Annotated in this window: 20 protein-coding genes; 17 read left to right on the top strand and 3 right to left on the bottom strand. The window is 39.7% G+C overall.

Features of this window, described 5'->3' with window-relative positions; all coding sequences use genetic code 11:
• The first annotated feature begins 26 nt into the window (after nt 1–26).
• From CLV48_RS04235 to CLV48_RS04265, 7 genes are all read left to right on the top strand, one after another.
• A complete protein-coding gene (locus tag CLV48_RS04235; RefSeq protein ID WP_106565947.1) occupies nt 27–917 on the top strand; it encodes a cell division protein FtsX in 891 nt (296 codons plus the stop codon).
• 2 nt (nt 918–919) lie between these two features.
• Nucleotides 920–1,129 (top strand): DUF3098 domain-containing protein, encoded by a 210-nt coding sequence (locus CLV48_RS04240; protein ID WP_106565948.1) that lies wholly within the window; start codon nt 920–922, stop codon nt 1,127–1,129.
• Nucleotides 1,130–1,132: 3 nt separating this feature from the next.
• Entirely contained in the window at nt 1,133–1,927 is a 795-nt protein-coding gene (locus tag CLV48_RS04245; protein WP_106565949.1) for an undecaprenyl-diphosphate phosphatase, read from the top strand.
• A gap of 1 nt (nt 1,928) precedes the next feature.
• A complete protein-coding gene (gene truB, locus CLV48_RS04250; protein WP_106565950.1) occupies nt 1,929–2,615 on the top strand; it encodes a tRNA pseudouridine(55) synthase TruB in 687 nt (228 codons plus the stop codon).
• Nucleotides 2,602–3,531, top strand: coding sequence for a bifunctional riboflavin kinase/FAD synthetase (locus tag CLV48_RS04255; protein WP_106565951.1), 930 nt, complete (start codon nt 2,602–2,604; stop codon nt 3,529–3,531). The genes truB and CLV48_RS04255 overlap by 14 nt, the downstream gene beginning before the upstream one ends.
• Nucleotides 3,532–3,554: 23 nt before the next feature.
• The gene (locus CLV48_RS04260; protein WP_106565952.1) at nt 3,555–4,256 is read left to right on the top strand and encodes a CoA transferase subunit A; all 702 of its coding nucleotides are present in this window, start codon (nt 3,555–3,557) and stop codon (nt 4,254–4,256) included.
• A gap of 231 nt (nt 4,257–4,487) precedes the next feature.
• Entirely contained in the window at nt 4,488–5,147 is a 660-nt protein-coding gene (locus CLV48_RS04265; protein ID WP_106566139.1) for a 3-oxoacid CoA-transferase subunit B, read from the top strand.
• Between the two features lie 159 nt (nt 5,148–5,306).
• On the opposite strand, the gene purL is transcribed toward CLV48_RS04265, so the two are convergent.
• From purL to CLV48_RS04280, 3 genes are all read right to left on the bottom strand, one after another.
• Entirely contained in the window at nt 5,307–8,987 is a 3,681-nt protein-coding gene (purL, locus tag CLV48_RS04270; RefSeq protein ID WP_106565953.1) for a phosphoribosylformylglycinamidine synthase, read from the bottom strand.
• Nucleotides 8,988–9,101: 114 nt separating this feature from the next.
• Nucleotides 9,102–9,725: a LysE family translocator gene (locus tag CLV48_RS04275; protein ID WP_106565954.1), complete on the bottom strand. Its 624-nt coding sequence runs from the start codon at nt 9,723–9,725 to the stop codon at nt 9,102–9,104.
• Nucleotides 9,722–11,272, bottom strand: a complete 1,551-nt coding sequence (locus CLV48_RS04280) for a GH3 family acyl-acid amido synthetase (RefSeq protein WP_106566140.1) — start codon at nt 11,270–11,272, stop codon at nt 9,722–9,724. The genes CLV48_RS04275 and CLV48_RS04280 overlap by 4 nt, the downstream gene beginning before the upstream one ends.
• 47 nt (nt 11,273–11,319) lie before the next feature.
• Between CLV48_RS04280 and CLV48_RS04285 the strand changes: the two genes are divergently transcribed.
• The 10 genes from CLV48_RS04285 (at nt 11,320) to CLV48_RS04330 (ending at nt 21,005) form a co-directional block, all read left to right on the top strand.
• Nucleotides 11,320–11,994 carry a YggS family pyridoxal phosphate-dependent enzyme gene (locus CLV48_RS04285; RefSeq protein ID WP_106565955.1) on the top strand — a complete coding sequence of 225 codons (675 nt, stop codon included), beginning with the start codon at nt 11,320–11,322 and terminating at the stop codon, nt 11,992–11,994.
• Between the two features lies 1 nt (nt 11,995).
• Entirely contained in the window at nt 11,996–12,379 is a 384-nt protein-coding gene (locus CLV48_RS04290; protein ID WP_106565956.1) for a DUF423 domain-containing protein, read from the top strand.
• Entirely contained in the window at nt 12,376–13,674 is a 1,299-nt protein-coding gene (locus CLV48_RS04295; protein WP_106565957.1) for a D-alanyl-D-alanine carboxypeptidase, read from the top strand. The genes CLV48_RS04290 and CLV48_RS04295 overlap by 4 nt, the downstream gene beginning before the upstream one ends.
• 41 nt (nt 13,675–13,715) lie before the next feature.
• Nucleotides 13,716–14,096: a PH domain-containing protein gene (locus CLV48_RS04300; RefSeq protein WP_106565958.1), complete on the top strand. Its 381-nt coding sequence runs from the start codon at nt 13,716–13,718 to the stop codon at nt 14,094–14,096.
• A gap of 169 nt (nt 14,097–14,265) precedes the next feature.
• On the top strand, nt 14,266–15,885 hold the full coding sequence (locus CLV48_RS04305; RefSeq protein WP_106566141.1) for a CTP synthase: 1,620 nt from the start codon (nt 14,266–14,268) through the stop codon (nt 15,883–15,885).
• A gap of 103 nt (nt 15,886–15,988) precedes the next feature.
• Nucleotides 15,989–17,797: a membrane protein insertase YidC gene (gene yidC, locus CLV48_RS04310; protein WP_106565959.1), complete on the top strand. Its 1,809-nt coding sequence runs from the start codon at nt 15,989–15,991 to the stop codon at nt 17,795–17,797.
• A gap of 204 nt (nt 17,798–18,001) precedes the next feature.
• Complete coding sequence (locus CLV48_RS04315; RefSeq protein WP_211299882.1) at nt 18,002–18,685, top strand: metal-dependent hydrolase; 684 nt, start codon at nt 18,002–18,004, stop codon at nt 18,683–18,685.
• Nucleotides 18,686–18,693: 8 nt separating this feature from the next.
• On the top strand, nt 18,694–19,473 hold the full coding sequence (locus CLV48_RS04320) for a ParA family protein (protein ID WP_106565960.1): 780 nt from the start codon (nt 18,694–18,696) through the stop codon (nt 19,471–19,473).
• A 10-nt stretch (nt 19,474–19,483) separates the two neighbouring features.
• Nucleotides 19,484–20,401, top strand: a complete 918-nt coding sequence (locus CLV48_RS04325; RefSeq protein ID WP_106565961.1) for a ParB/RepB/Spo0J family partition protein — start codon at nt 19,484–19,486, stop codon at nt 20,399–20,401.
• A gap of 52 nt (nt 20,402–20,453) precedes the next feature.
• Nucleotides 20,454–21,005 carry a DUF5683 domain-containing protein gene (locus CLV48_RS04330; protein WP_106566143.1) on the top strand — a complete coding sequence of 184 codons (552 nt, stop codon included), beginning with the start codon at nt 20,454–20,456 and terminating at the stop codon, nt 21,003–21,005.

Consider the following 21,005-nt stretch of genomic DNA (forward strand, 5'->3'; position numbering starts at 1 on the left):
TAATTTTGACAGAATTATAGTCTATTATGAGGGTAAATCCGAGAAAAAAAACAAAGCTAGGAAGATTCAAATTTCTCTCTGTACTTTTCAGTACTACCCTTTCCCTATTTATCGTAGGACTGTTTGGAGTCATTGTGATTCAGGCAAAAACCCTGACCACATTGATCAGAGAAAATATTGAAATTCAGGTTTTTCTAAACAAAAACCTGACAGAATCACAAATCAATTCCATTGGAAAAGCATTAGAAGCCAAACCCTTTGTCCTGATAAAAGAGGATAAAAGCGGCATCAAATTTATTTCACAGGAAGAGGCAGCAAAGGTCTTTCTTGAGGATACAGGAGAAGATTTCTCTAAGTTTTTGGACGATAATCCTTTGAGAGACAGCTATACAATATCCATTGCAGAAGCGTATCAGACTTCCGAGCAAATTCAGCAGATAGTCGAAGAAATAAAAAAAACAGAGGGAGTTTTTGAAGTTACTTACATGGCAGACCTGGTAGATTCAATCAACCAAAACCTGACAAAGGTTGCCATTGTCATGGGAGGATTTATTCTCATTCTGATCTTTACGGTAGTCATGCTGATCAACAATACCATCAAATTGGCTTTATTCTCCCAACGCTTCCTCATACGCAGCATGCAATTGGTGGGTGCCACTCGAGGATTCATTAGAAAACCATTCCTGGCCAGAGCTTTCTTTTTTGGGATTTTGGCAGGTTTGATTGCTTCCGGATTGCTATTTGTAATTATTGAATACACTAAAGCCAATATTGATGGTTTTGCTCTGCTTCAGGATTACAATTTACTCTACTTCCTGTTTGGGGCTTTGGTGCTTATAGGCGCTATTTTATCCTTGTTCAGTACCTTACAGGCTGTAAATAAATATTTAAACATGTCACTGGACGAACTTTATTAAAAATGGCAAATACAAACTTCCCTTTTGAAAAACACAACTACAGGTTGATGTTGATAGGCCTTGGTATAATTGTTTTGGGCTTTGTAATAATTGGCTTGGACAAAGAACCCCATGGCTTTGGTTTCCTAGGTCTTACTTTGGGCCCATTAATTACATTGTTAGGTTTCCTTTTTCAGTTTTACGCAATCTTTAAAAAATCAGAGTCCAAATAATTTATGGAAATCCTTGATGCGATCATCCTTGGAATAATCCAAGGATTGACCGAGTTTTTACCAGTTTCCTCTAGTGGGCATTTAGAATTGGGGGCGGCAATTCTTGGCAGCCAAAAAATCCCCGAAGAAAGTCTATTGTTCACAGTGGTACTGCACTTTGCAACGGCATTGGCTACGATATTGGTATTCAGAAAAGATATAGCAGAAATTCTGGTAGGCTTATCCAAACTAAAATGGAATGAAGAAACACAGTTTTCCGCAAAAATCGTACTTTCCATGATCCCTGCAGTGATCATAGGACTATTTTTCGAAGAACAGCTTGAACAGTTCTTTGGAGGTAAAGTGACATTTGTAGGTTGCATGTTGCTGGTAACTGCTATCTTACTGTTTTTGGCCGATAAAGCTAAAAACACTGAAAAAGGGGTAAATTTCCCAAAGGCTTTACTGGTTGGCCTGTCCCAGGCTGTTGCCATGCTACCAGGGATATCCAGATCTGGGGCAACTATTTCAACCTCAGTCCTTCTGGGAATAGATAAGACCAAAGCAGCACGCTTTTCTTTTCTGATGGTGGTCCCATTGATTTTGGGAAAAATAGCCAAAGACATCCTTGATGGCGCTTTGACCTATAATGGAGATAGCTTTGGATATTTGTCTGCTGGTTTCGTAGCGGCCTTTGTTTCAGGATATTTTGCCTGTACCTGGATGATTGCCTTGGTGCGAAAAAGCAAACTGACCTATTTCGCTATTTATTGTACAATCGTAGGCCTAATAGCCATATTCGCGGGCATTTACTTATAACATGCAGGAAATTGAACCTTACGGAGAAGTCTTTTTGGTCAACAAACCCATTGAGTGGACTTCTTTTGATGTAGTCAAAAAGATAAGAAATGCCCTTAAAATCAAGAAGGTGGGCCATGCAGGTACTTTGGATCCATTGGCAACGGGACTTTTGATCGTATGTGCAGGCAAAAAAACCAAGTCCATTGAGACCTATATGGGTCAGGAAAAAGAATATACAGGCACCTTTGTACTTGGAAAAACCACAGAAAGTTTTGATCTGGAAAGAGAAGTATTTGATGTTGCAGATCCCTCAAGTCTCACATTGGAAGATGTAAAAGCTGCAGCTGTAAAACTCAGTGGGGATATCATGCAGGTACCTCCAAGCCACTCCGCAATCAAAGTAGATGGAAAAAGGGTTTATAAAGCAGCAAGGAAAGGCACAGAGGTAAAATTAGAGGCAAGGCCCGTTAGGGTATCAACTTTCGAAATTACCTCCTTTGAAAATCCTAAAGTGCACTTTAGAATTGTCTGCTCCAAAGGCACCTACATCAGAAGCTTGGCAAGAGATTTGGGTGAAATCTTGAATGTTGGCGCTTATATGTCTTCCCTATGCCGAACCAGAATCGGCGATTTTAGGTTAGAAGAAGCAAAAGAACTCGAAGAATTGATTAAAGAAATCAAAGAGAGACCCCATGAAAATATATGAGGGAACTGAACATTTTGGACCGGTCAAAAATCCGGTAGTTACAAGTGGTACATTTGACGGGGTTCATTTGGGACACCAAAAAATCCTCAAAAGAATCCGCGATTTGGCAGAAGAAATCGATGGGGAAACGGTACTTATTACTTTTTGGCCACATCCCAGACTTGTACTGTATCCCAATGAACATAACCTCAGATTGCTCAGCACCTTTGAAGAAAAAACCAAATTGCTGAGGGAGTTTGGAATTGATCATTTGTTGACTATTCCTTTCACCAAAAAATTCTCAGAACTCAGTTCCGAAGAATTCATCCAACAAATACTTATTAAAACCATTCAAACCCGTAAATTAGTAATAGGTTATGACCATCGTTTTGGGAAAAACCGAGAAGGTGGTTTTGAATACCTCAGAGGCCATATTGACCAATATAGATTTGATTTAGAGGAGATTTCCAGAGAAGATGTAGACAATGTTGGCATATCCAGTACCAAAATCAGAAAAGCATTGGAAGAAGGGAACGTCCACATTGCCAATGAATATTTGGGGAGAGAATACGAGCTAAACGGCATCATCATCAAAGGGCAGCAGTTAGGACGGTCTATTGGATTCCCAACAGCTAATATCCATATTCCCCATGATTACAAACTTATTCCTTGTGATGGGGCCTATGCTGTCACAGCCAATATAGAAGGGGAAGAATTCAAGGGAATGCTCAACATTGGTATAAGGCCTACCGTAAATGGAAATAGCCAAACCATTGAAGTTCACTTATTCGACTTTGAGGGGGATCTTTACGACAAAAGGATTTGTGTGCGCTTGAGAGCTTATTTGAGACCTGAAATGAAATTCCCGGGATTGGAAGCTTTGAAACAACAATTAAAAAAAGACAAAGCTGAGGCACTCCAACTTCTACAAACCTGAAATCAACCCAAAAATAACTTTATATGATCAATAAAACTGTTTCAAATGCCGAGGAAGCAATCAAGGATATCCCCTCAGGTGCTGTACTTATGATTGGCGGATTTGGGCTTTCCGGAATTCCAGAAAACTGCATAGCTGCACTCCTTAAGAAAGATATTAATGGATTGACCTGTATTTCCAACAATGCCGGAGTGGATGATTTCGGTATTGGACTAATGCTGAAAAAAAGTATGGTCAAAAAAATGATCTCCTCCTATGTTGGAGAAAATGCTGAATTCGAGCGTCAATTGCTCTCGGGTGAATTGGAGGTTGAGCTGATCCCTCAAGGAACTTTAGCTGAAAGGGTCAGAGCCGGTGGGGCAGGTATTCCTGCATTCTTTACACCAGCCGGAGTAGGAACTGAAGTAGCGGAAGGAAAAGAAGTGAGGGAATTTGATGGAAAACTTTACCTGATGGAGAGATGGCTTAAGGCCGATTTCGCACTAGTAAAAGCCTGGAAAGGGGACACTGCAGGAAATCTGATATACAAAGGTACAGCCAGGAATTTCAACCCAATGATGGCAGCTGCAGGAAAGATCACCATAGCAGAGGTAGAAGAATTGGTTCCAGCTGGTGAATTGGATCCCAATCAGATACATACTCCAGGAATTTACGTTCAGAGAATTTTCCAAGGAAAAAATTACGAAAAGAGGATTGAACATAGAACCATTAGGGAAAAAAGGTAGGAAAAACAAGTAACTGGAAGTCATAAAATAAACGTGTCTTAAATTTCAATTGTAAAAACCAAGGTCTTGGAGAATCATTAATTCCAAAGAATAAACAAAGGTGTTTGCTCATTATAAAGTGATTGTTTTTTGGAGGGACCTGAGTAATTACAGAAGAAATTGACAACAAAAATCTTAAGGAGCAGCATTAACCATGAGAGCGTTGATGTAGAACAAAAACAACCCAAAAACATGCTTAACAAGAACCAAATAGCCCAAAGAATAGCCAAAGAGGTAAAAAAAGGACAATATATCAACCTTGGTATTGGTATCCCAACTTTGGTTGCCAATTATATCCCTGATAACCTGGACGTAGTCCTCCAATCCGAAAACGGCCTGTTAGGTATAGGTCCTTTTCCAACTGAAGATCAGATTGATCCGGATCTGATCAATGCAGGTAAGCAGACCATCACTATGGTCAAGGGTTCATCTCTTTTCAGTTCTGCCGAATCATTTGGTATGATCCGTGGGGGACATGTGCACCTTACTATTTTAGGAGCCATGGAAGTTTCCGAAAACGGTGACATAGCCAATTGGAAAATACCTGCTAAAATGGTCAAAGGAATGGGTGGAGCAATGGACTTGGTCGCATCTGCGGAAAACATCATCGTGGCCATGCAGCACTGTAGCAAAGATGGTCAATCCAAGCTTTTAAAGAAATGTAGCCTTCCTATCACCGGCATCCGTTGTGTAAAGAAAATTGTCAGCGACCTTGCTGTATTAGAAGTATTACCTGAAGGTGGATTCAAACTTCTGGAAAGAGCCCCTGGGATTAGTGTTGAAGAAATCCGTTCCAAAACTGAAGGGCGACTGGTTGTTGAAGGTGAAATTCCCGAAATGAAATTTGACTGAAATGAAAAGAGGCTGTCCCAATTGAGGAACAGCCTCTTTTTGTTCATCTCAGCCCTCTCTCCGTAAACAACATAAAGTAAATTCTTCTTTATCCATTCAGGACGAGAAAAATTTCCCTTAGCTTATTCTAGAAACCCGAATTCCATAATCCAGCATTTCCTACCTTTCACCGACCCATTTAAAAGCATTTACAAATGCTTCCAACCAAGGAGTGATTTCTTCATTTTTTCTCTCCAAAGGATAATGGGGCCAGTTCCAAGGTTTGATAGAGCGCTCTATATGGGGCATAATGGCCAAATGTCTGCCATCTGCTGAAGCAATACCTGCCACGGCATAATCTGATCCATTTGGATTACCCGGATATGCTTCGTAGGAATAAGTCATGCCAATATGGTAGGCGTCTTTTGGCTTTGGCAAATGGAATTTACCTTCCCCATGTGCAATCCATACCCCTAAACGCTGACCTGCAAGGCTTTTAAGCATCACGGTATTGTTTTCAGGAATGCTAACATTGACAAATGAAGATTCAAATTTATGGCTGGCATTGTGCAGCATTTTAGGACGCTGATCGTGTTCAGAGGCCACAAGACCCAATTCCACCATCAACTGACAGCCGTTACATACACCTAAGCTCAATGTGTCTTTTCTGGCATAGAAATTATCCAGTGCCTGCTTTGCTTTTTCATTGTATAGGAATGCACCTGCCCAGCCTTTTGCAGAACCCAATACATCAGAATTTGAAAATCCGCCCACGAAAACAATCATCTGAACATCTTCCAGGTTTTCTCTTCCTGTGATTAGGTCGGTCATATGCACGTCCTTTACATCAAAACCGGCCAACCATAATGAATAGGCCATCTCTCTGTCACCGTTGACCCCCTTTTCCCGAATAATTGCTGCCCTCTTTCCAGAAGCAGTCCTTCGGTAAGGATCAATCCTGAATGCATCCAAAGTTCCTTTCCAATTTGTACCAAATTGATATTGCAATGGCTGGATCTTATAATGATTGAACCTGTCCAAAGCAAGTTTTTCTCCACTTTGTTTTCTGTCCATTAAATAAGAAGACCTGAACCAGGTATCTCTCATTTCAGAAACAACCAATGTCAGATCAGCTCCAAGTAGTTCCACCTTACCGTCCAAAGTAACTTCTGCAATAGAAGTATATTTTACACCATAATTTTCAAGGACTGCAATTGTCCTTTCAATATGCTGCACTTGGATCAAGACACCTGGATTTTCTGAGAACAGGGCTTTTATCAGATCCTTTTCCTCCAATCGGTCGAGTTTAACTTTCAACCCTACTTGGCTAGATGGGAAACACATTTCCAATAATGAAGTGATCATCCCTCCAGAGGAAATATCATGTCCTGCAAGGATCTCCCCTTTTTCAATTAACTTCTGAACTACCATAAAGGCAGTACTGAAGTATTGGCTGTCTTTTATATCTGGAGTTTCATTACCTATGACATTTAGAATCTGAGCAAAACTTGAACCTCCCAACTTGGCTGCATCTTTTGAAAAGTCTATGTAAAAAATTTTGCTTCCAGCCACTGGCTTCAGATCCGGAGATATGGCCATAGCTGGTGCCGAACATTCAGCGACAGTAGATATGATAACAGTACCCGGTGAGTATACGGTTTTCCCATCCGGATATTTTTGTGTCATGGAAAGGGAATCTTTACCGGTTGGCACGTTAATACCTAATTCAATAGCAAAATCTGAAATAGCTTCCACTGCCCTGTACAACCTATCATTTTCTCCAGGGTTTTTTGCAGGCCACATCCAGTTGGCACTAAGAGAAACCCCACCAAGACCTCCAGAAATGGGAGCCCAAACCAGGTTGGTCAATGCTTCAGCAATCGCCAATCTTGAACCGGCTTCGGGATTGGCTAATGCTGCAACCGGTGCATGGCCAATAGAGGTTGCAATTCCTTTCTGTCCTGTAAAATCCAATGCCATTACAGCCACATTATTGAGAGGTACCTGGATTTCACCGGTAGTTTGCTGCTTGGCAACTCGCCCAGTTACAGATCGGTCCACCTTATTGGTCAACCAATCCTTACATGCCACTGCTTCTAACTGAAGTACATCCTGTATATAGTTTCTAAGTTGATCAGCAGAATAGCTTGGCTCAGAATATTGCGTTTGTTGTGTGGTATCTTCAAGGACAGTTTTTGGGGAGCTTCCAAACATATAAGCCAAATCCCAATCCACCGGTTTTTCTCCGGTTTGCTGGTTTTCAAACTTGAAATGCATATCACCTGTAGTCTCTCCTACTACATAGAAAGGCGCTCTTTCCCTTTCAGCAATGCGTTGAAGGGTTTCTACATCTTTTGCCTTCACTACCAATCCCATTCTTTCCTGGGATTCATTCCCAATGATTTCTTTAGCAGAAAGGGTCGGATCTCCAACAGGCAATTTGTCCAGGTGAATGGTTCCGCCTGTACTTTCAACCAATTCAGAAAGACAGTTCAAATGTCCTCCGGCACCGTGATCATGTATAGATATAATTGGATTATCATGTGCTTCTGCCATGGCTCGGATCACATTAGAAACCCTCTTCTGCATTTCCGGATTGGATCGCTGTATGGCATTCAATTCAATGGCATTGGAAAATTCACCGGTTGCAACAGAAGAAACAGCTCCACCTCCCATACCGATACGGTAATTATCGCCTCCCATCACAATGATTTTATCACCTTTGCCTGGGTCATTTTTCTTAGCATATTCCTTTCTGGTAAATCCAATACCTCCTGCAAGCATTATAACTTTATCAAAACCATGAGTTTTGCCCTCTTCTTCATGCTCAAAAGTCAATACAGAACCACATATTAAGGGTTGACCAAACTTATTCCCAAAATCACTTGCTCCATTGGAAGCTTTGATAAGGATATCCATAGGTGTTTGGTACAACCACTTCCTTTCAGTAAGATTTTTCTCCCAGGTTCTTCCCTTCTCTGATCTTGGATAAGAGGTCATATACACAGCAGTACCTGCCAGAGGAATGGACGCCGTACCACCAGCCAATCTATCCCTGATTTCTCCTCCCGAGCCTGTTGCAGCACCATTGAAAGGTTCCACAGTGGTGGGAAAATTATGGGTTTCAGCTTTTAAGGATATTACAGTTTCGATTGTTTCAGGTTGGAAGAAGTCTGGTTTATCCTGAGTCTTTGGAGCAAATTGCTGTGCTTTTGGTCCATCAATAAATGCTACATTGTCTTTGTAGGCAGATACAATTCTATTGGGATGCCTTTTGGAAGTTTCTTTGATCAGTTGAAAAAGAGTCTTTTCTTTTTCCTCCCCATTGATAAGAAAGGTGCCATTAAAAATTTTATGCCGGCAATGCTCTGAATTGACCTGACTGAAACCAAATACTTCCGAATCAGTCAATGATCTTCCCAACTGTTTGCTTACTCCTTCAAGGTAATCGATCTCTTCATCTGAAAGAGCGAGACCTTCTTTTTGATTATATTCTCTGATATTGGTGACAGGAATAATGGGCTCTGGCTGCAAATGGATATCAAATATATCCTGGTCCAATCCCTCATAAACTTTCTGCAGCATGGGATCTATTTTTTCTCCTTCAGAAAGAGGATAATATTCCTCTATTCTAAGAATCCCATTAATTCCCATATTTAGGGTAATTTCGACTGCATTGGTGGACCAAGGAGTAATCATTTCTTTTCTTGGGCCTGCAAATTTACCCTCTACTTTTTCAGTTTGAAGGGGTTTGGATTGGCCAAAAAGCCAAACCAGTTTTTCTATATTTTCTTGATTAAGGGAATGTTTGGCCTGTACTGCGTAAATTTGGCCTTGAGGGGATTGGAAAAAGAGGATCATGTGCTGTTTTTTGAAGCCTTTTTTAGATTCACAAAGGTAAGGAATTGAATGGTAGTTTGAAAGCCGGAAAAGCCATTTAACCGACCATTAAAAAATCAAAATGCAAAGCCCTGACTACAAATTAAATGCATGCCAAAACAGCCTTACTCCATATAACAGTAACAGAACTCCTACTCCCCTATTCAAAACCAACATGACTTTTGGGCCGATCATCCGTTTTAATTTTTTTGCCACAAATGCTTTGATCAGATCAAAACAAAAAACCGTCCCGAGAATCCCAAAATAGTAAGCTGAAATATCAATTTTATCAAAACTTTCATTGATAGCAACCAGTCCTGCTATGGAAATCCAAAATAACAGTACAAAAGGGTTGATCCCATTAATGCTAAAACCTTTGAGAAATGCAGTCCTTTTTTTCAAAAGCTTAAAGGGTATACCTCCTGTTGATGGCCTTTCCACTATCTTTTTAAAAAAATTGGAAATACCAAAACCGATTAATATTACTCCACCGAAGATGGACAGATACCATTCAAAATTTGGAAATCCCGAGAGAAAATTTATCCCGAAATAAGTGATAAGAACATACAAGAAATCACTTGATAAAATCCCCAATGCCATGATCATGGCATACTTAAATCCTGACTCCAGACTATTTTGGATGAGGGAAAAAAATACAGGTCCTATCATGGCTGAAAGCAATAGCCCCATATAAACTCCTTCAATCAATGCCTGAATCATAGATTTACTTGCTGGGATTTAAGAAAATCCATCCACTGATTCATTTTATCTCCTTTTAGTACCCTTGGAAACTTATTCTGTCCTCCCTCTTTGCCCTGCTCCCGCATCCAATAGTAAAATAGCTTTGGTGAAACAACAGTGCAGGACACCCTTTTCAATGCATGTTTTCTCTCTGTGATGTAATCATCATTCAGGTCTTTGAGATGGGCATCTATTCTATCCATCAGTAATTGTGGATCAACATTATCATCTGTGCCCACGAACCAATGATGTCGGAATAGTGTGCCATCCGGCAAACCTACCACAGTAAACTCCCTGATATTCAGATTCATTTCTTTGGAAACCAATTCAATCGCCCTGTTCATATTGTCCATAGAAAGATGCTCTCCACAAAGACTTAGAAAATGCTTGGTCCTACCGGTGATCAGGATCTCATTTTCAGCCTTTGATTCAAAGCGTATTACATCCCCTATCTGATAGCGCCACGCACCGGCACAGGTACTTATCAATATGGCATAATCTTCTCCTTCTTTGATTTCATCAATTTTGAGGATTTGGGCATCGGGTTTCAATTCTCCATTTTCATCGAAATTACCCTCATTGAAAGGTATAAATTCATAGAAAATTCCATTGTTCAACACAAGTCGCATGGTTCTCCTATTGGGCAAAGCCTGAAAAGCGAGGAAACCCTCAGAAGCCAAATATGTTTCCATATAAATAAGTGGCTTTTCCAGAAGTTGCTCAAATCCTTTTTTATAAGGCTCAAAGGAAACTCCTCCATGTACAAAAATCTGAAGATTAGGCCAGATATCATGAATGGTTTTGACTTTATAACGGTCAATGATCCTCTCCAATAAAATCTGAAGCCAGGCAGGAACACCCACAATTATACCAATATCCCATTTTGGTGCCATTTCAACAATTTGTTCAATTTTTTCTCCCCAATCCCTGTTTTTGGAGATTTTCTTACCTGGTTTATAAAACTGCTGAAACCAGACAGGAAGCCTTCCCGCTGTGATACCGGAAAGATCACCTGAAAAATAAGTCCCATTAAAATCCAGATCGGTACTTCCTCCCAACATCAGGATTCCTTTGGTAAAAAGTGAGTCTGGTAAGTCGTATTTTGAAAGGGACAAAATTTGTCTAACTCCTGTTTTTCGGATGGCTTTTACCATATCCCTTGTAATGGGGATGTATTTGGAGGAAGCTCCTGAAGTACCTGAGGTAAGGGCAAAACACCTGATTGCCCCTGGCCAAGTGATGTTTTTCTCCCCTGCTTTGAGCCTATACCACCATTCATGATAAATTTTTTCATAATTGTAGGTAGGAACCATAGACGCAAAAGCAGTGTAAAAATCCTTATTCGGCTTTTTGAATTCCTTTAAAATCAAGTCAAAACGGTATTTTTTACCAAATTCAGTATCTTTTGCCTGTATCAACAATTTTTTCAGTTCCTGCTTTTGAAGTTCTATGGGATTGCTGTATTCCTGTTCAAGAGATTCTCTTAATCTGATACCTTTTTTTAGTAATGTACCTATTATCGCCATATCTTTGCTTACCTGAAATTTGAGTTTCAACAAACCAAAATTAAAGAATGCCTTTAAAAGAAAATCTTCTTTCTATAAAAAATACATTCATCAACACAAATTGCCTGTTGATTGCGGTCAGCAAAACCCATCCGGCTTCCTCCATCCGTGAAATTTATGATTTAGGCCATAGGGATTTTGGGGAAAATAAAGTCCAGGAGCTCACAGATAAAGCCGCCCAACTACCCCAAGATATACGCTGGCACATGATCGGGCACCTTCAAAGGAACAAAGTAAAGTACATTGCACCGTTTGTATTTTTGATCCACGGGGTAGATTCTTTGAAATTATTGCAGGAAATCGACAAACAAGCGGAAAAAAATAACCGTATCATTTCTTGTCTATTGCAGGTTCATATTGCTGAAGAAGAATCAAAATTCGGTTTTTCAGAAGAAGAATTGATGGACTTAATACATTCAGAGGAACTTAAGGCCTTAAATAATATTAAAATTATTGGTTTGATGGGAATGGCAACTTATACGGAAAATGTAGCAAAGGTCCGAAAGGAGTTTGCTGGTCTTAAGAGTTTATTTGAGAAACTGAAAGCCCTCGATTTATCCGGAAATGTGGACATGAAAGTATTATCCATGGGCATGAGCGGGGATTATCTGATTGCTCAGGAAGAAGGAAGTACAATGGTCAGGATCGGATCAGCAATTTTTGGTGAGAGAAACTACAATTAAAATGAAAAACAAGAGTTTAATTCAATTGGCGGGGCTCTTAGGGGCGCTGGCAGTAGGTATAGGAGCATTTGGAGCACATGGTTTACAGCCATTATTGGAGAGTCATGGCAGAATCGACACTTTTGAAACAGGAGTTAAATATCATTTTTATCATGCCCTGGCCATGTTGGCTGTTGGAATTTGGTCTGGATTCCAGCCGGATAGGAAATGGCTAAAACCAGCCTTATGGTCATTTTTGGTAGGTATTATTATTTTTTCAGGCTCGTTGTATATCCTATCCCTAACCGGGATCTCTTGGCTTGGAGCAATTACACCCCTTGGTGGAGTGGCCTTTATTTTGGGTTGGTTTTTTATAATTCTGGCAGCAAATATTGACAAAGCATGAAATTAAGATTGATTTTTATAAGTTTTTTTTGGCTCCTATTTCTTTCCGGATTTTCTCAGGAAGATGATGCAAGGAGGAGATTTGAGGGTTTAAATGATCTTTTGGGAGAAAATTCATTTTTTGACAATCACCTTACAGGATTCATGCTCTATGATCTGGACAGTCAATGGGTGATGTATGAAAAAAACAGTCATATGAATTTCATCCCTGCCTCGACTACAAAGTTATTGACTTTTTATGCATCAGTATTGGTTTTAAAGGACAGTACCCGCACTTTCCGCTATGTCAACAATGGAGAAGAAATTACCATCTGGGGATCCGGTGACCCATCATGGAAATACCGGCCATTGCCCCAACCAAAACTTCAGGAGTTCTTCAAGCCATACAAAAAAATCAATTTTTCTCTTGACAATTGGAATGACACTCCATTTGGATATGGATGGCAATGGGATGATTACTATTTTTCTTATTCACCGGAAAGATCTGCTTTTCCTTTGTATGGAAATATTGTGACTTTCACCAATACCAATAAATCGCCCGTCCCTGACATTCCTTTGTTCCGCTCTATGGTGGCAAGAAGTGATAGGGAATTAAGAGGCGTTCAAAGGGATTTCAATTCTAACATTTTTTATTATAATCCAGGACTCTATGTAAATCAATTTTCAACCTTACCATTTATTACCACACCAGAAGTCAAATTGAAATTAATGGAACATAGTCTGGGTAAGCCTGTCAGTCTGGTCAAAGGAAAAGCACCTGCCCACGCAAAAGTCTATAAAGGAGGACTCCTCAGTCCCCTATGGAAAGAGGTTTTACAGGAAAGCGATAATTTCGTGGCCGAACAGCTCCTGATGATGGTCTCAGATGCCTTATTTGGCGAACTTAACAGTGAAAGGGCAATTGATTATATCAAGAAAAACCACATGGCAGACTTTCCTGACAAGCCCCAATGGGTAGATGGTTCCGGTCTTTCACGCCATAACTTGGTGACACCAAGAAGTATGGTTACCCTAATGACCAGACTGGACCAATTGATGCCCAGAGCCCAGTTGATGCAGTTGCTTCCTCAGGGCGGAATCAATGGCACTTTGAAGAACAATTATGCAGCTCCAAGACCTTATGTGTTTGCCAAAACAGGTACGATCAGCAACAATCATTCTTTGGTAGGATTACTCCGGTCAGATTCAGGAAAGTTCTATGCATTTGCTTTTATGAACAATAACTACCTCAACAAAGCCTCTGAAATCAGAAGAGAAATGGAAAAGGTATTGAAATACATTAAGGCCAACTATTAATTCTGTCATTCAATATCAAGCAAGCCTCAAATAAATCTACTATGGGAATATTTTCAGCTTTAATGGGAAACGCAGGAGCGGTAAATCCAGATGAATTGTTAAAGAAGTACGGCAAATTACTTACCGAAGGAGAAAACATCGAATTAGGATTTAAATTGATAAGAGATACTTTCATTTTCACAGATAAAAGACTCATCTTGATAAATGTTCAGGGGATAACAGGCAGTAAGACCGAATTCCTCTCAATCTCTTACAAAAGCATCTCAAGATTCAGTGTAGAGACTGCAGGTACATTTGATTTGGATGCGGAATTGAAAATATGGATTTCAAGTGAACAGCACCCAAGCATCAAGAAGCAATTCAACAAATCAGTGAATGTCTATGAGGTCCAGCAGCTACTCGCCTATCATGTTTTAAAGTAAGGTCAAACATCGCCGATGACAAAACCCCTATTTTGGCTGATTATTAATTCCTTTACAAATTCAGGCAATTCTTACTCCAAAATTTCCTTTAAGATTTCAACTCTCAAATCAAATTTTTAGCGTACCTTTGAATCCCATAAGAATTCAAACAAAATTTCCTACCATTCTTATGGCTTCATCCACCAAATACATCTTTATTACCGGAGGTGTTACCTCCTCTCTTGGAAAAGGGATCATTGCAGCCTCTTTGGCTAAATTACTTCAAGCCCGTGGTTTCAGTGTGACCATTCAAAAATTCGACCCCTATCTGAACATAGATCCAGGGACCCTCAATCCTTATGAGCATGGAGAATGCTATGTAACTGAGGATGGGGCAGAAACTGATCTGGATCTTGGACATTATGAGCGATTTCTCAATAAGCCGACTTCCCAGGCAAACAATGTGACCACAGGAAGAATTTACAACAATGTCATCACCAAAGAGAGAAAAGGAGAATTTCTTGGAAAAACAGTTCAGGTTATCCCTCATATTACGGATGAAATCAAAAGGAATTTTTTCAAATTGGGTGAAGATGGAAAATACGACGTCATCATTACCGAGATTGGGGGCTGTGTCGGAGATATCGAATCTCTACCCTTCATTGAGGCCGTCAGACAGGCCAAGTGGGAAATCGGAGCCAACAACTTCCTTGTTGTACATCTTACATTAATACCATATTTGGCAGCCGCTAAAGAACTAAAGACTAAACCTACCCAGCATTCTGTAAAGCAATTGTTAGAGGCGGGTATCCAACCTGATATTTTGGTATGTAGGACTGAGCACCCTCTTCCTTTGGAGGTGAAGAAAAAACTTTCCCTATTCTGCAACGTTGAGCTAAACAGTGTTATTGAAGCAATGGACGCTGAAACGATCTACGATGTTCCTCTTTTGATGAAAAAGGAAAAACTTGATGAGCGGGTGATGTCCAAGTTGAAACTCAATGCCAAGAACAAAGCCGAGCTTGATCAATGGAAGGATTTCCTGGGAAGACTTAAAAACCCCACCCAAGAAACAAATATAGCCTTGGTAGGAAAATACGTATCCTTACCTGATGCTTACAAATCCATAATTGAGGCTTTTGTGCATGCAGGTGCAGCAGTAGAGTGCAAAGTACACCTACACCTCATTTCTTCTGAGGAAATCAACTCAGAAAACATCGCTAAAAAGCTGGAAAGCATGGATGGGATCCTGGTTGCACCTGGCTTTGGTGAAAGAGGGCTTGAAGGTAAGATAGAAACTGTTAAATTTGCCCGCGAAAACAATATTCCTTTCTTTGGAATCTGTTTGGGAATGCAGGTAGCAGTTATTGAATATGCCAGAAATGTATTGGGTCTAATTGACGCCAATAGTACAGAAATGGATTCTTTCACTCCACATCCGGTTATAGCGCTGATGGAAGAACAGAAAAATCTGGAGTTGATGGGAGGAACCATGAGATTGGGCTCCTACCCTTGCGAATTGAAAAAGGGAAGTAAAGCATCTCAGGCATATGGGAAGCAAAAAATTCAGGAAAGACATAGGCATAGATATGAGTTCAACAACCATTTTCTAAAGCAATTTGAAGAAAATGGAATGATGCCGACAGGATTCAATCCAGATACTGACCTAGTGGAAATCATGGAAATAAAGGACCATCCATGGTTTGTGGGGGTTCAATTCCACCCAGAATACAAAAGCACCGTCCTGAACCCACATCCATTATTTGTGAGGTTTATTTCGGCGACATTGGAAAATAAAAAAATAAAGTAATATTTCGGCCCTCAAAACCGATAGGTAACCCAAAGTCAAAATAGGACATTCCTATTATCTTTGAGTTACCTTTGATTTTTGAAGGACTATTAAAGTTGACAGTATGGATAGAAACCAAGCGACGGGATTGATCCTTTTCGCAGTAGTATTGCTGGTGTATTCAATTTTCTTTGCGACTACACCGGAACCGCCAAAAGAAGAAAACCCTCAAATTACTGTATCTTCTCAAATTGAGGCAGAAGAAACAGCTGAGGATATTTTAATCCAATTAACTGCAGAACCTGACAGTATTCAGGACCTCATTGCCCAAAGGCAATTCGGTATTTTCGCTCCTATGACCAGGGGAACTGAAGAGTCTGTAACTCTGGAAAATGACAAAATTATTGTTACTTTTTCAACAAAAGGAGCAGAAATATCCAGAGTAGAACTCAAGGAATACAAAACCTGGGACCAAAGGCCACTGCTTGTTCTGGATGAAAAAAGTTCGGACCTGAATTATTCCATTGAAACTGATAAAGGAACTTTAAGCCTCAATCAATTTTACTTTAATCCGACACTTTCAAGCTCCGAAACTGAAGGGGTAAAATCAACTATCTTAACGTTCACAGCTCAGGCTGGAAATGCCAGAATTACAAGAACTTACGAGTTAAAAGAAGGGCAATATACTTTAGGAAAATACCTCGAATTATCTGGAATTGGAAGTAGTTTGAAAGAAAATCAGATCCAAATTTTCTGGGATGACAGACTACAAAGACAGGAAGAAGACATCGAGGAGTCAAGAAGAAAAACAAACATTAATTTTTTCACTGCGGCAGGTTCCCATGATGATCTTAGCCTAACTTCTTCCTCAGATGAGGCAGATGTTAAAGAACCGGTCAAATGGGTCAGTTTCAGCCAAAGATTTTTCACTTCAGCTGTAATTGCAGGAAATCAATTCAATAATGTCAGCCTGAGACAAGAGACTCCATCGGACACCCTTTCGATCAAAAACATGAAGGCAAATATGCTATTACCATTAGAAAATGGAAAAGCAGAATTGACCTATTTCTTTGGCCCTAACAATTACAATATCCTAAAAAAGATTACCCCTGGTTTTGAAAACAATGTAGACATGGGTTATTTCTTTGTAAGCTGGGTCAATAAATACATCATAGTAAATTTGTTCCAGTTTTTGGAAAAGTATTTCAACAATTATGGAATAATCATCATTCTGATTGTTTTGATTATCAAATTGGCCCTCTTCCCTCTTACTTATAAGTCTTATATAGGCATGGCCAAAATGAGGGTAATCAAACCAGAAATAGATGAACTGAAAGAAAAGTATGGTGACGATCCTACCAAAATGCAGCAGGAACAAATGAAGCTGTTTGGGCAACTTGGTGTAAGTCCAATTTCAGGATGTCTGCCTATGTTGCTGCAAATGCCATTCCTGTTTGCCATGTTCTTCTTCTTTCCAAATTCAATTGAATTGAGACAAGAAGCTTTCTTATGGGCACATGACCTTTCCACCTATGATGCCTTTGTAAGACTTCCTTTTACCATTCCTTTCTATGGAGCCCATGTGAGTATGTTTACATTGTTGATGACGGTATCGCAGATTGCCTATACCCATTTCAACAATCAGTTGACTGCCCAAACTGGCCCAATGAAAAACTTAGGCTACATCATGCCTGTGGTATTCATGTTTGTACTCAACTCATTCCCTGCTGCATTAAGCTTCTACTATTTTGTATCCAACATGGTTACTTTTGGTCAGCAAGCATTGATTAAACTATTTGTGGATGATTCCAAAATCCGGGAAAAAATTGAGGACTATAGAAAGAAAAATGTCAACAAAAAGAAATCCAAGTTTCAGCAAAAGTTGGAGGAAGCCATGAAAGTTGCTGAAGCCAATAAAAAGAAAAAAGACTGATAAATTTTTAAAAAGCTGTCCCAAGATTTGTGGACAGCTTTTTTTTTGAAAGCACAATGGATATTTAAATGGTTCAAGTAGAATTAATTAGTATAAATTCATTTTTTTAAAAATATCCACAAGGCATTGTGGAAAATATTTCGTTTTAGGACTGGATTTAAATCCTATATTTGTAAGCTGAGAAAATGAAAGACCGAAAGCACCATGATTGAAATTACCTTTTACGGACATTCTTCCTTTTTGGTGAAAATTGGGAGCAAGAATATATTATTTGATCCTTTTATAAGTCCTAATGGAAAAGCAAGCCATATTGACATTTCCAAAATCAAAGCAGACTATATTTTGCTTAGTCACGGACATGAAGACCATGTAGCAGATGCAGAAAAAATTGCAAAAGCATCAAATGCCACTTTGGTTTCCAATTATGAAATTGCAGTCTGGTTTGCTCAAAAAGGAGTGGAAAAATACCACCCTATGAACCATGGAGGAAGCAAAGTTTTTGATTTTGGAAAAGTTAAATATGTAAATGCAGTCCATAGCAGCACCCTACCTGATGGAAGTTCGGGTGGTAACCCCGGTGGCTTTGTAGTTAAACATGAAAAAGGCTGTTTCTACTATGCTGGTGATACTGCACTTACCTTTGACATGAAACTCATTGGAGAGCAATTTAATATTGATTTTGCTTTCCTTCCTATTGGTGATAATTTCACAATGGGTATTGACGATGCCATCAAAGCAGCAGATTTCGTGGGAACAAAAAAGATTGTTGCCATGCATTATGATACTTTTCCTTATATAGAGATAGATCTGGATAAAGCAAAAAAAGCTGCGGAGAGGGCAGGAAAAGAATTGATTTTACTTAATATTGGAGATTCAATCACCCTTTAAATAATAAAATGGGAAAAGTTATTGCCATTGCGAACCAAAAAGGTGGAGTTGGAAAAACCACTACCGCGATGAATTTGGCTGCCAGTTTGGCAGTTTTGGAATTTAAAACTTTGGTCATTGATGCTGATCCTCAGGCCAACACCACATCAGGCTTGGGACATGATCCAAAAAATATTGACACCAGCATTTATGAATGCATGGTGGACGGCACAGATATTGAGTCGATTATCCTAAAAACAGAAATCGATAACCTGGACTTAGTACCTTCCCATATTGACTTGGTGGGCGCTGAAGTAGAAATGATCAACTTGGAAAACAGGGAAGAGAAAATGAGAGGGGTGATTTCTAAAATTAAGGACAATTATGACTTTGTCATAATTGATTGTTCACCTTCTCTTGGTCTTATTACCATCAATGCCTTGACTGCTGCAGATTCCGTCATCATACCAGTACAATGCGAATATTTTGCCCTGGAAGGTCTTGGAAAATTGCTCAACACCATCAAAATTATTCAGACAAGGCTGAACCCCAATCTGGAAATCGAAGGTATACTTCTGACCATGTACGATGTCAGATTAAGGCTGAGCAACCAAGTAGTGGACGAAGTCAAAATGCATTTTAAAAACCTTGTTTTTGACACGATAATCCCCAGGAATGTCAAATTGAGCGAATCCCCAAGCTTCGGACTTCCTGTAATTGCTTTTGATGCGGAAGGAAAAGGAGCCTTGTCTTATCTCAATCTGGCCAATGAGATTGCGACAAAAAATGGGATGGAAAGAGTAAACTGAAGAAGATATTATGGCGGACAAAAAACCTATAATAAAAAAGAATGCACTTGGAAGAGGGTTGGGAGCTTTGCTTCAGGATTCTCCACAAAAAGGGAAAGGACAGGATGAATTAATTGCTGCACCGGCAGTCGGAATTTATGAAATCCCTTTGTCGGAAATCCAGGTCAATCCTTTTCAACCAAGAACGCATTTTGACAAAGAAGCCTTACAGGAATTGTCCGATTCCATTAAAGTGCAGGGAATCATACAACCCATCACTGTCCGGAAACTAGCTGATGGAGAATACCAATTGATCTCCGGTGAAAGGAGATTCCAGGCTTCCAAAATGGCAGGGCTGGAAAAAGTACCTGCCTATGTAAGGACAGCCAATGACCAACAAATGTTGGAGATGGCGCTTATTGAGAATATTCAGCGGGAAAATCTGAATTCGCTTGAAATTGCGCATTCCTATCAAAGGTTATTGGCTGAATGTAACCTCAAACAAGAACAGCTTGGGGAAAGAGTAGGGAAAAACAGAACCACTGTCAATAACTACCTCCGGTTATTGAAGTTGCCCCCGGATATTCAGGCCGGGCTTCGTGACAATCTCATTACCATGGGACATGCCAGGGCAATTATCAATGTTGAGGATATTGACAAACAATTGGATATATACAAAAGGACCATAGCCGAAGAACTGAGTGTTCGTAAGGTAGAAGCCTTAGTAAAAGCACTGAATGAAGGACCCGAAGAGAAACCGGCTTCAAAAATCCAGGGATTGGATCCAGTAAAAAAGTACGAAATAGGTAAAATCCAACAAAGACTGGCCTCTCATTTTGGAACCAAGGTACAACTCAAAGCAGATGGCAAAAATAAAGGGGAAATCAAAATCCCTTTTCAATCTGCTGATGATCTTAACAGAATTCTTGAAATTTTGGACATAATTTAAAGCCTTGATTACGGCAGCTAACCATCCAAAAAAACAATTTTTAAAAAGAGCAATGATACTGAAAAGTCTCATTGCTGTTTTTATTTTATTGACAACTGTACCATTAGATAGTTTCTCCCAGCAAATAAAGACAGATACCATTACAATCAACCTCCGTCCCGAAGGTTACAAAGACCCCAAAAAAGCAACAATTCTTTCAGCAATTGTCCCTGGAGCAGGTCAGATTTATAATGGAAAAGCATGGAAAGTACCAATACTCTATGGAGGTTTTGCTACCAATATCTATTTTATAGATTTCAATGACCGCCGGTATAAAGCCTTAAAACAAGCGCTTTTCCAATTGGATAGGCAAGAACCTAATGACTTTCCTAACCTGAATAGGGATGGGCTGGTAAGACAGGTCAATTTTTGGAGGAGAAATAGGGACTTGAATTATTTCTTATTCATCGGTATCTATGCACTGAACATCATCGATGCACAGGTGGATGCCCACCTTTCCTCTTTTGATGTGAGTGATGATTTAAGTTTCCGTTTTGAACCAAGTTTTGAAACCTTAACAGCTGGAGGTTCTATATTTGGATTATCTATGAAAATAAATTTCTGA

Source organism: Cecembia rubra, from assembly GCF_003014575.1.
In the GTDB taxonomy this organism is placed as follows: Bacteria; Bacteroidota; Bacteroidia; order Cytophagales; family Cyclobacteriaceae; genus Cecembia_A; species Cecembia_A rubra.

Excerpts from the sequence above, each read along its gene's own strand:
- CLV48_RS04235 (WP_106565947.1), top strand. The coding sequence starts at position 27 with ATGAGGGTAAATCCGAGAAAAAAAACAAAGCTAGGAAGATTCAAATTT.
- CLV48_RS04240 (WP_106565948.1), top strand. The coding sequence starts at position 920 with ATGGCAAATACAAACTTCCCTTTTGAAAAACACAACTACAGGTTGATG.
- CLV48_RS04245 (WP_106565949.1), top strand. The coding sequence starts at position 1,133 with ATGGAAATCCTTGATGCGATCATCCTTGGAATAATCCAAGGATTGACC.
- truB (WP_106565950.1), top strand. The coding sequence starts at position 1,929 with ATGCAGGAAATTGAACCTTACGGAGAAGTCTTTTTGGTCAACAAACCC.
- CLV48_RS04255 (WP_106565951.1), top strand. The coding sequence starts at position 2,602 with ATGAAAATATATGAGGGAACTGAACATTTTGGACCGGTCAAAAATCCG.
- CLV48_RS04260 (WP_106565952.1), top strand. The coding sequence starts at position 3,555 with ATGATCAATAAAACTGTTTCAAATGCCGAGGAAGCAATCAAGGATATC.
- CLV48_RS04265 (WP_106566139.1), top strand. The coding sequence starts at position 4,488 with ATGCTTAACAAGAACCAAATAGCCCAAAGAATAGCCAAAGAGGTAAAA.
- purL (WP_106565953.1), bottom strand. The coding sequence starts at position 8,987 with ATGATCCTCTTTTTCCAATCCCCTCAAGGCCAAATTTACGCAGTACAG.
- CLV48_RS04275 (WP_106565954.1), bottom strand. The coding sequence starts at position 9,725 with ATGATTCAGGCATTGATTGAAGGAGTTTATATGGGGCTATTGCTTTCA.
- CLV48_RS04280 (WP_106566140.1), bottom strand. The coding sequence starts at position 11,272 with ATGGCGATAATAGGTACATTACTAAAAAAAGGTATCAGATTAAGAGAA.
- CLV48_RS04285 (WP_106565955.1), top strand. The coding sequence starts at position 11,320 with ATGCCTTTAAAAGAAAATCTTCTTTCTATAAAAAATACATTCATCAAC.
- CLV48_RS04290 (WP_106565956.1), top strand. The coding sequence starts at position 11,996 with ATGAAAAACAAGAGTTTAATTCAATTGGCGGGGCTCTTAGGGGCGCTG.
- CLV48_RS04295 (WP_106565957.1), top strand. The coding sequence starts at position 12,376 with ATGAAATTAAGATTGATTTTTATAAGTTTTTTTTGGCTCCTATTTCTT.
- CLV48_RS04300 (WP_106565958.1), top strand. The coding sequence starts at position 13,716 with ATGGGAATATTTTCAGCTTTAATGGGAAACGCAGGAGCGGTAAATCCA.
- CLV48_RS04305 (WP_106566141.1), top strand. The coding sequence starts at position 14,266 with ATGGCTTCATCCACCAAATACATCTTTATTACCGGAGGTGTTACCTCC.
- yidC (WP_106565959.1), top strand. The coding sequence starts at position 15,989 with ATGGATAGAAACCAAGCGACGGGATTGATCCTTTTCGCAGTAGTATTG.
- CLV48_RS04315 (WP_211299882.1), top strand. The coding sequence starts at position 18,002 with ATGATTGAAATTACCTTTTACGGACATTCTTCCTTTTTGGTGAAAATT.
- CLV48_RS04320 (WP_106565960.1), top strand. The coding sequence starts at position 18,694 with ATGGGAAAAGTTATTGCCATTGCGAACCAAAAAGGTGGAGTTGGAAAA.
- CLV48_RS04325 (WP_106565961.1), top strand. The coding sequence starts at position 19,484 with ATGGCGGACAAAAAACCTATAATAAAAAAGAATGCACTTGGAAGAGGG.
- CLV48_RS04330 (WP_106566143.1), top strand. The coding sequence starts at position 20,454 with ATGATACTGAAAAGTCTCATTGCTGTTTTTATTTTATTGACAACTGTA.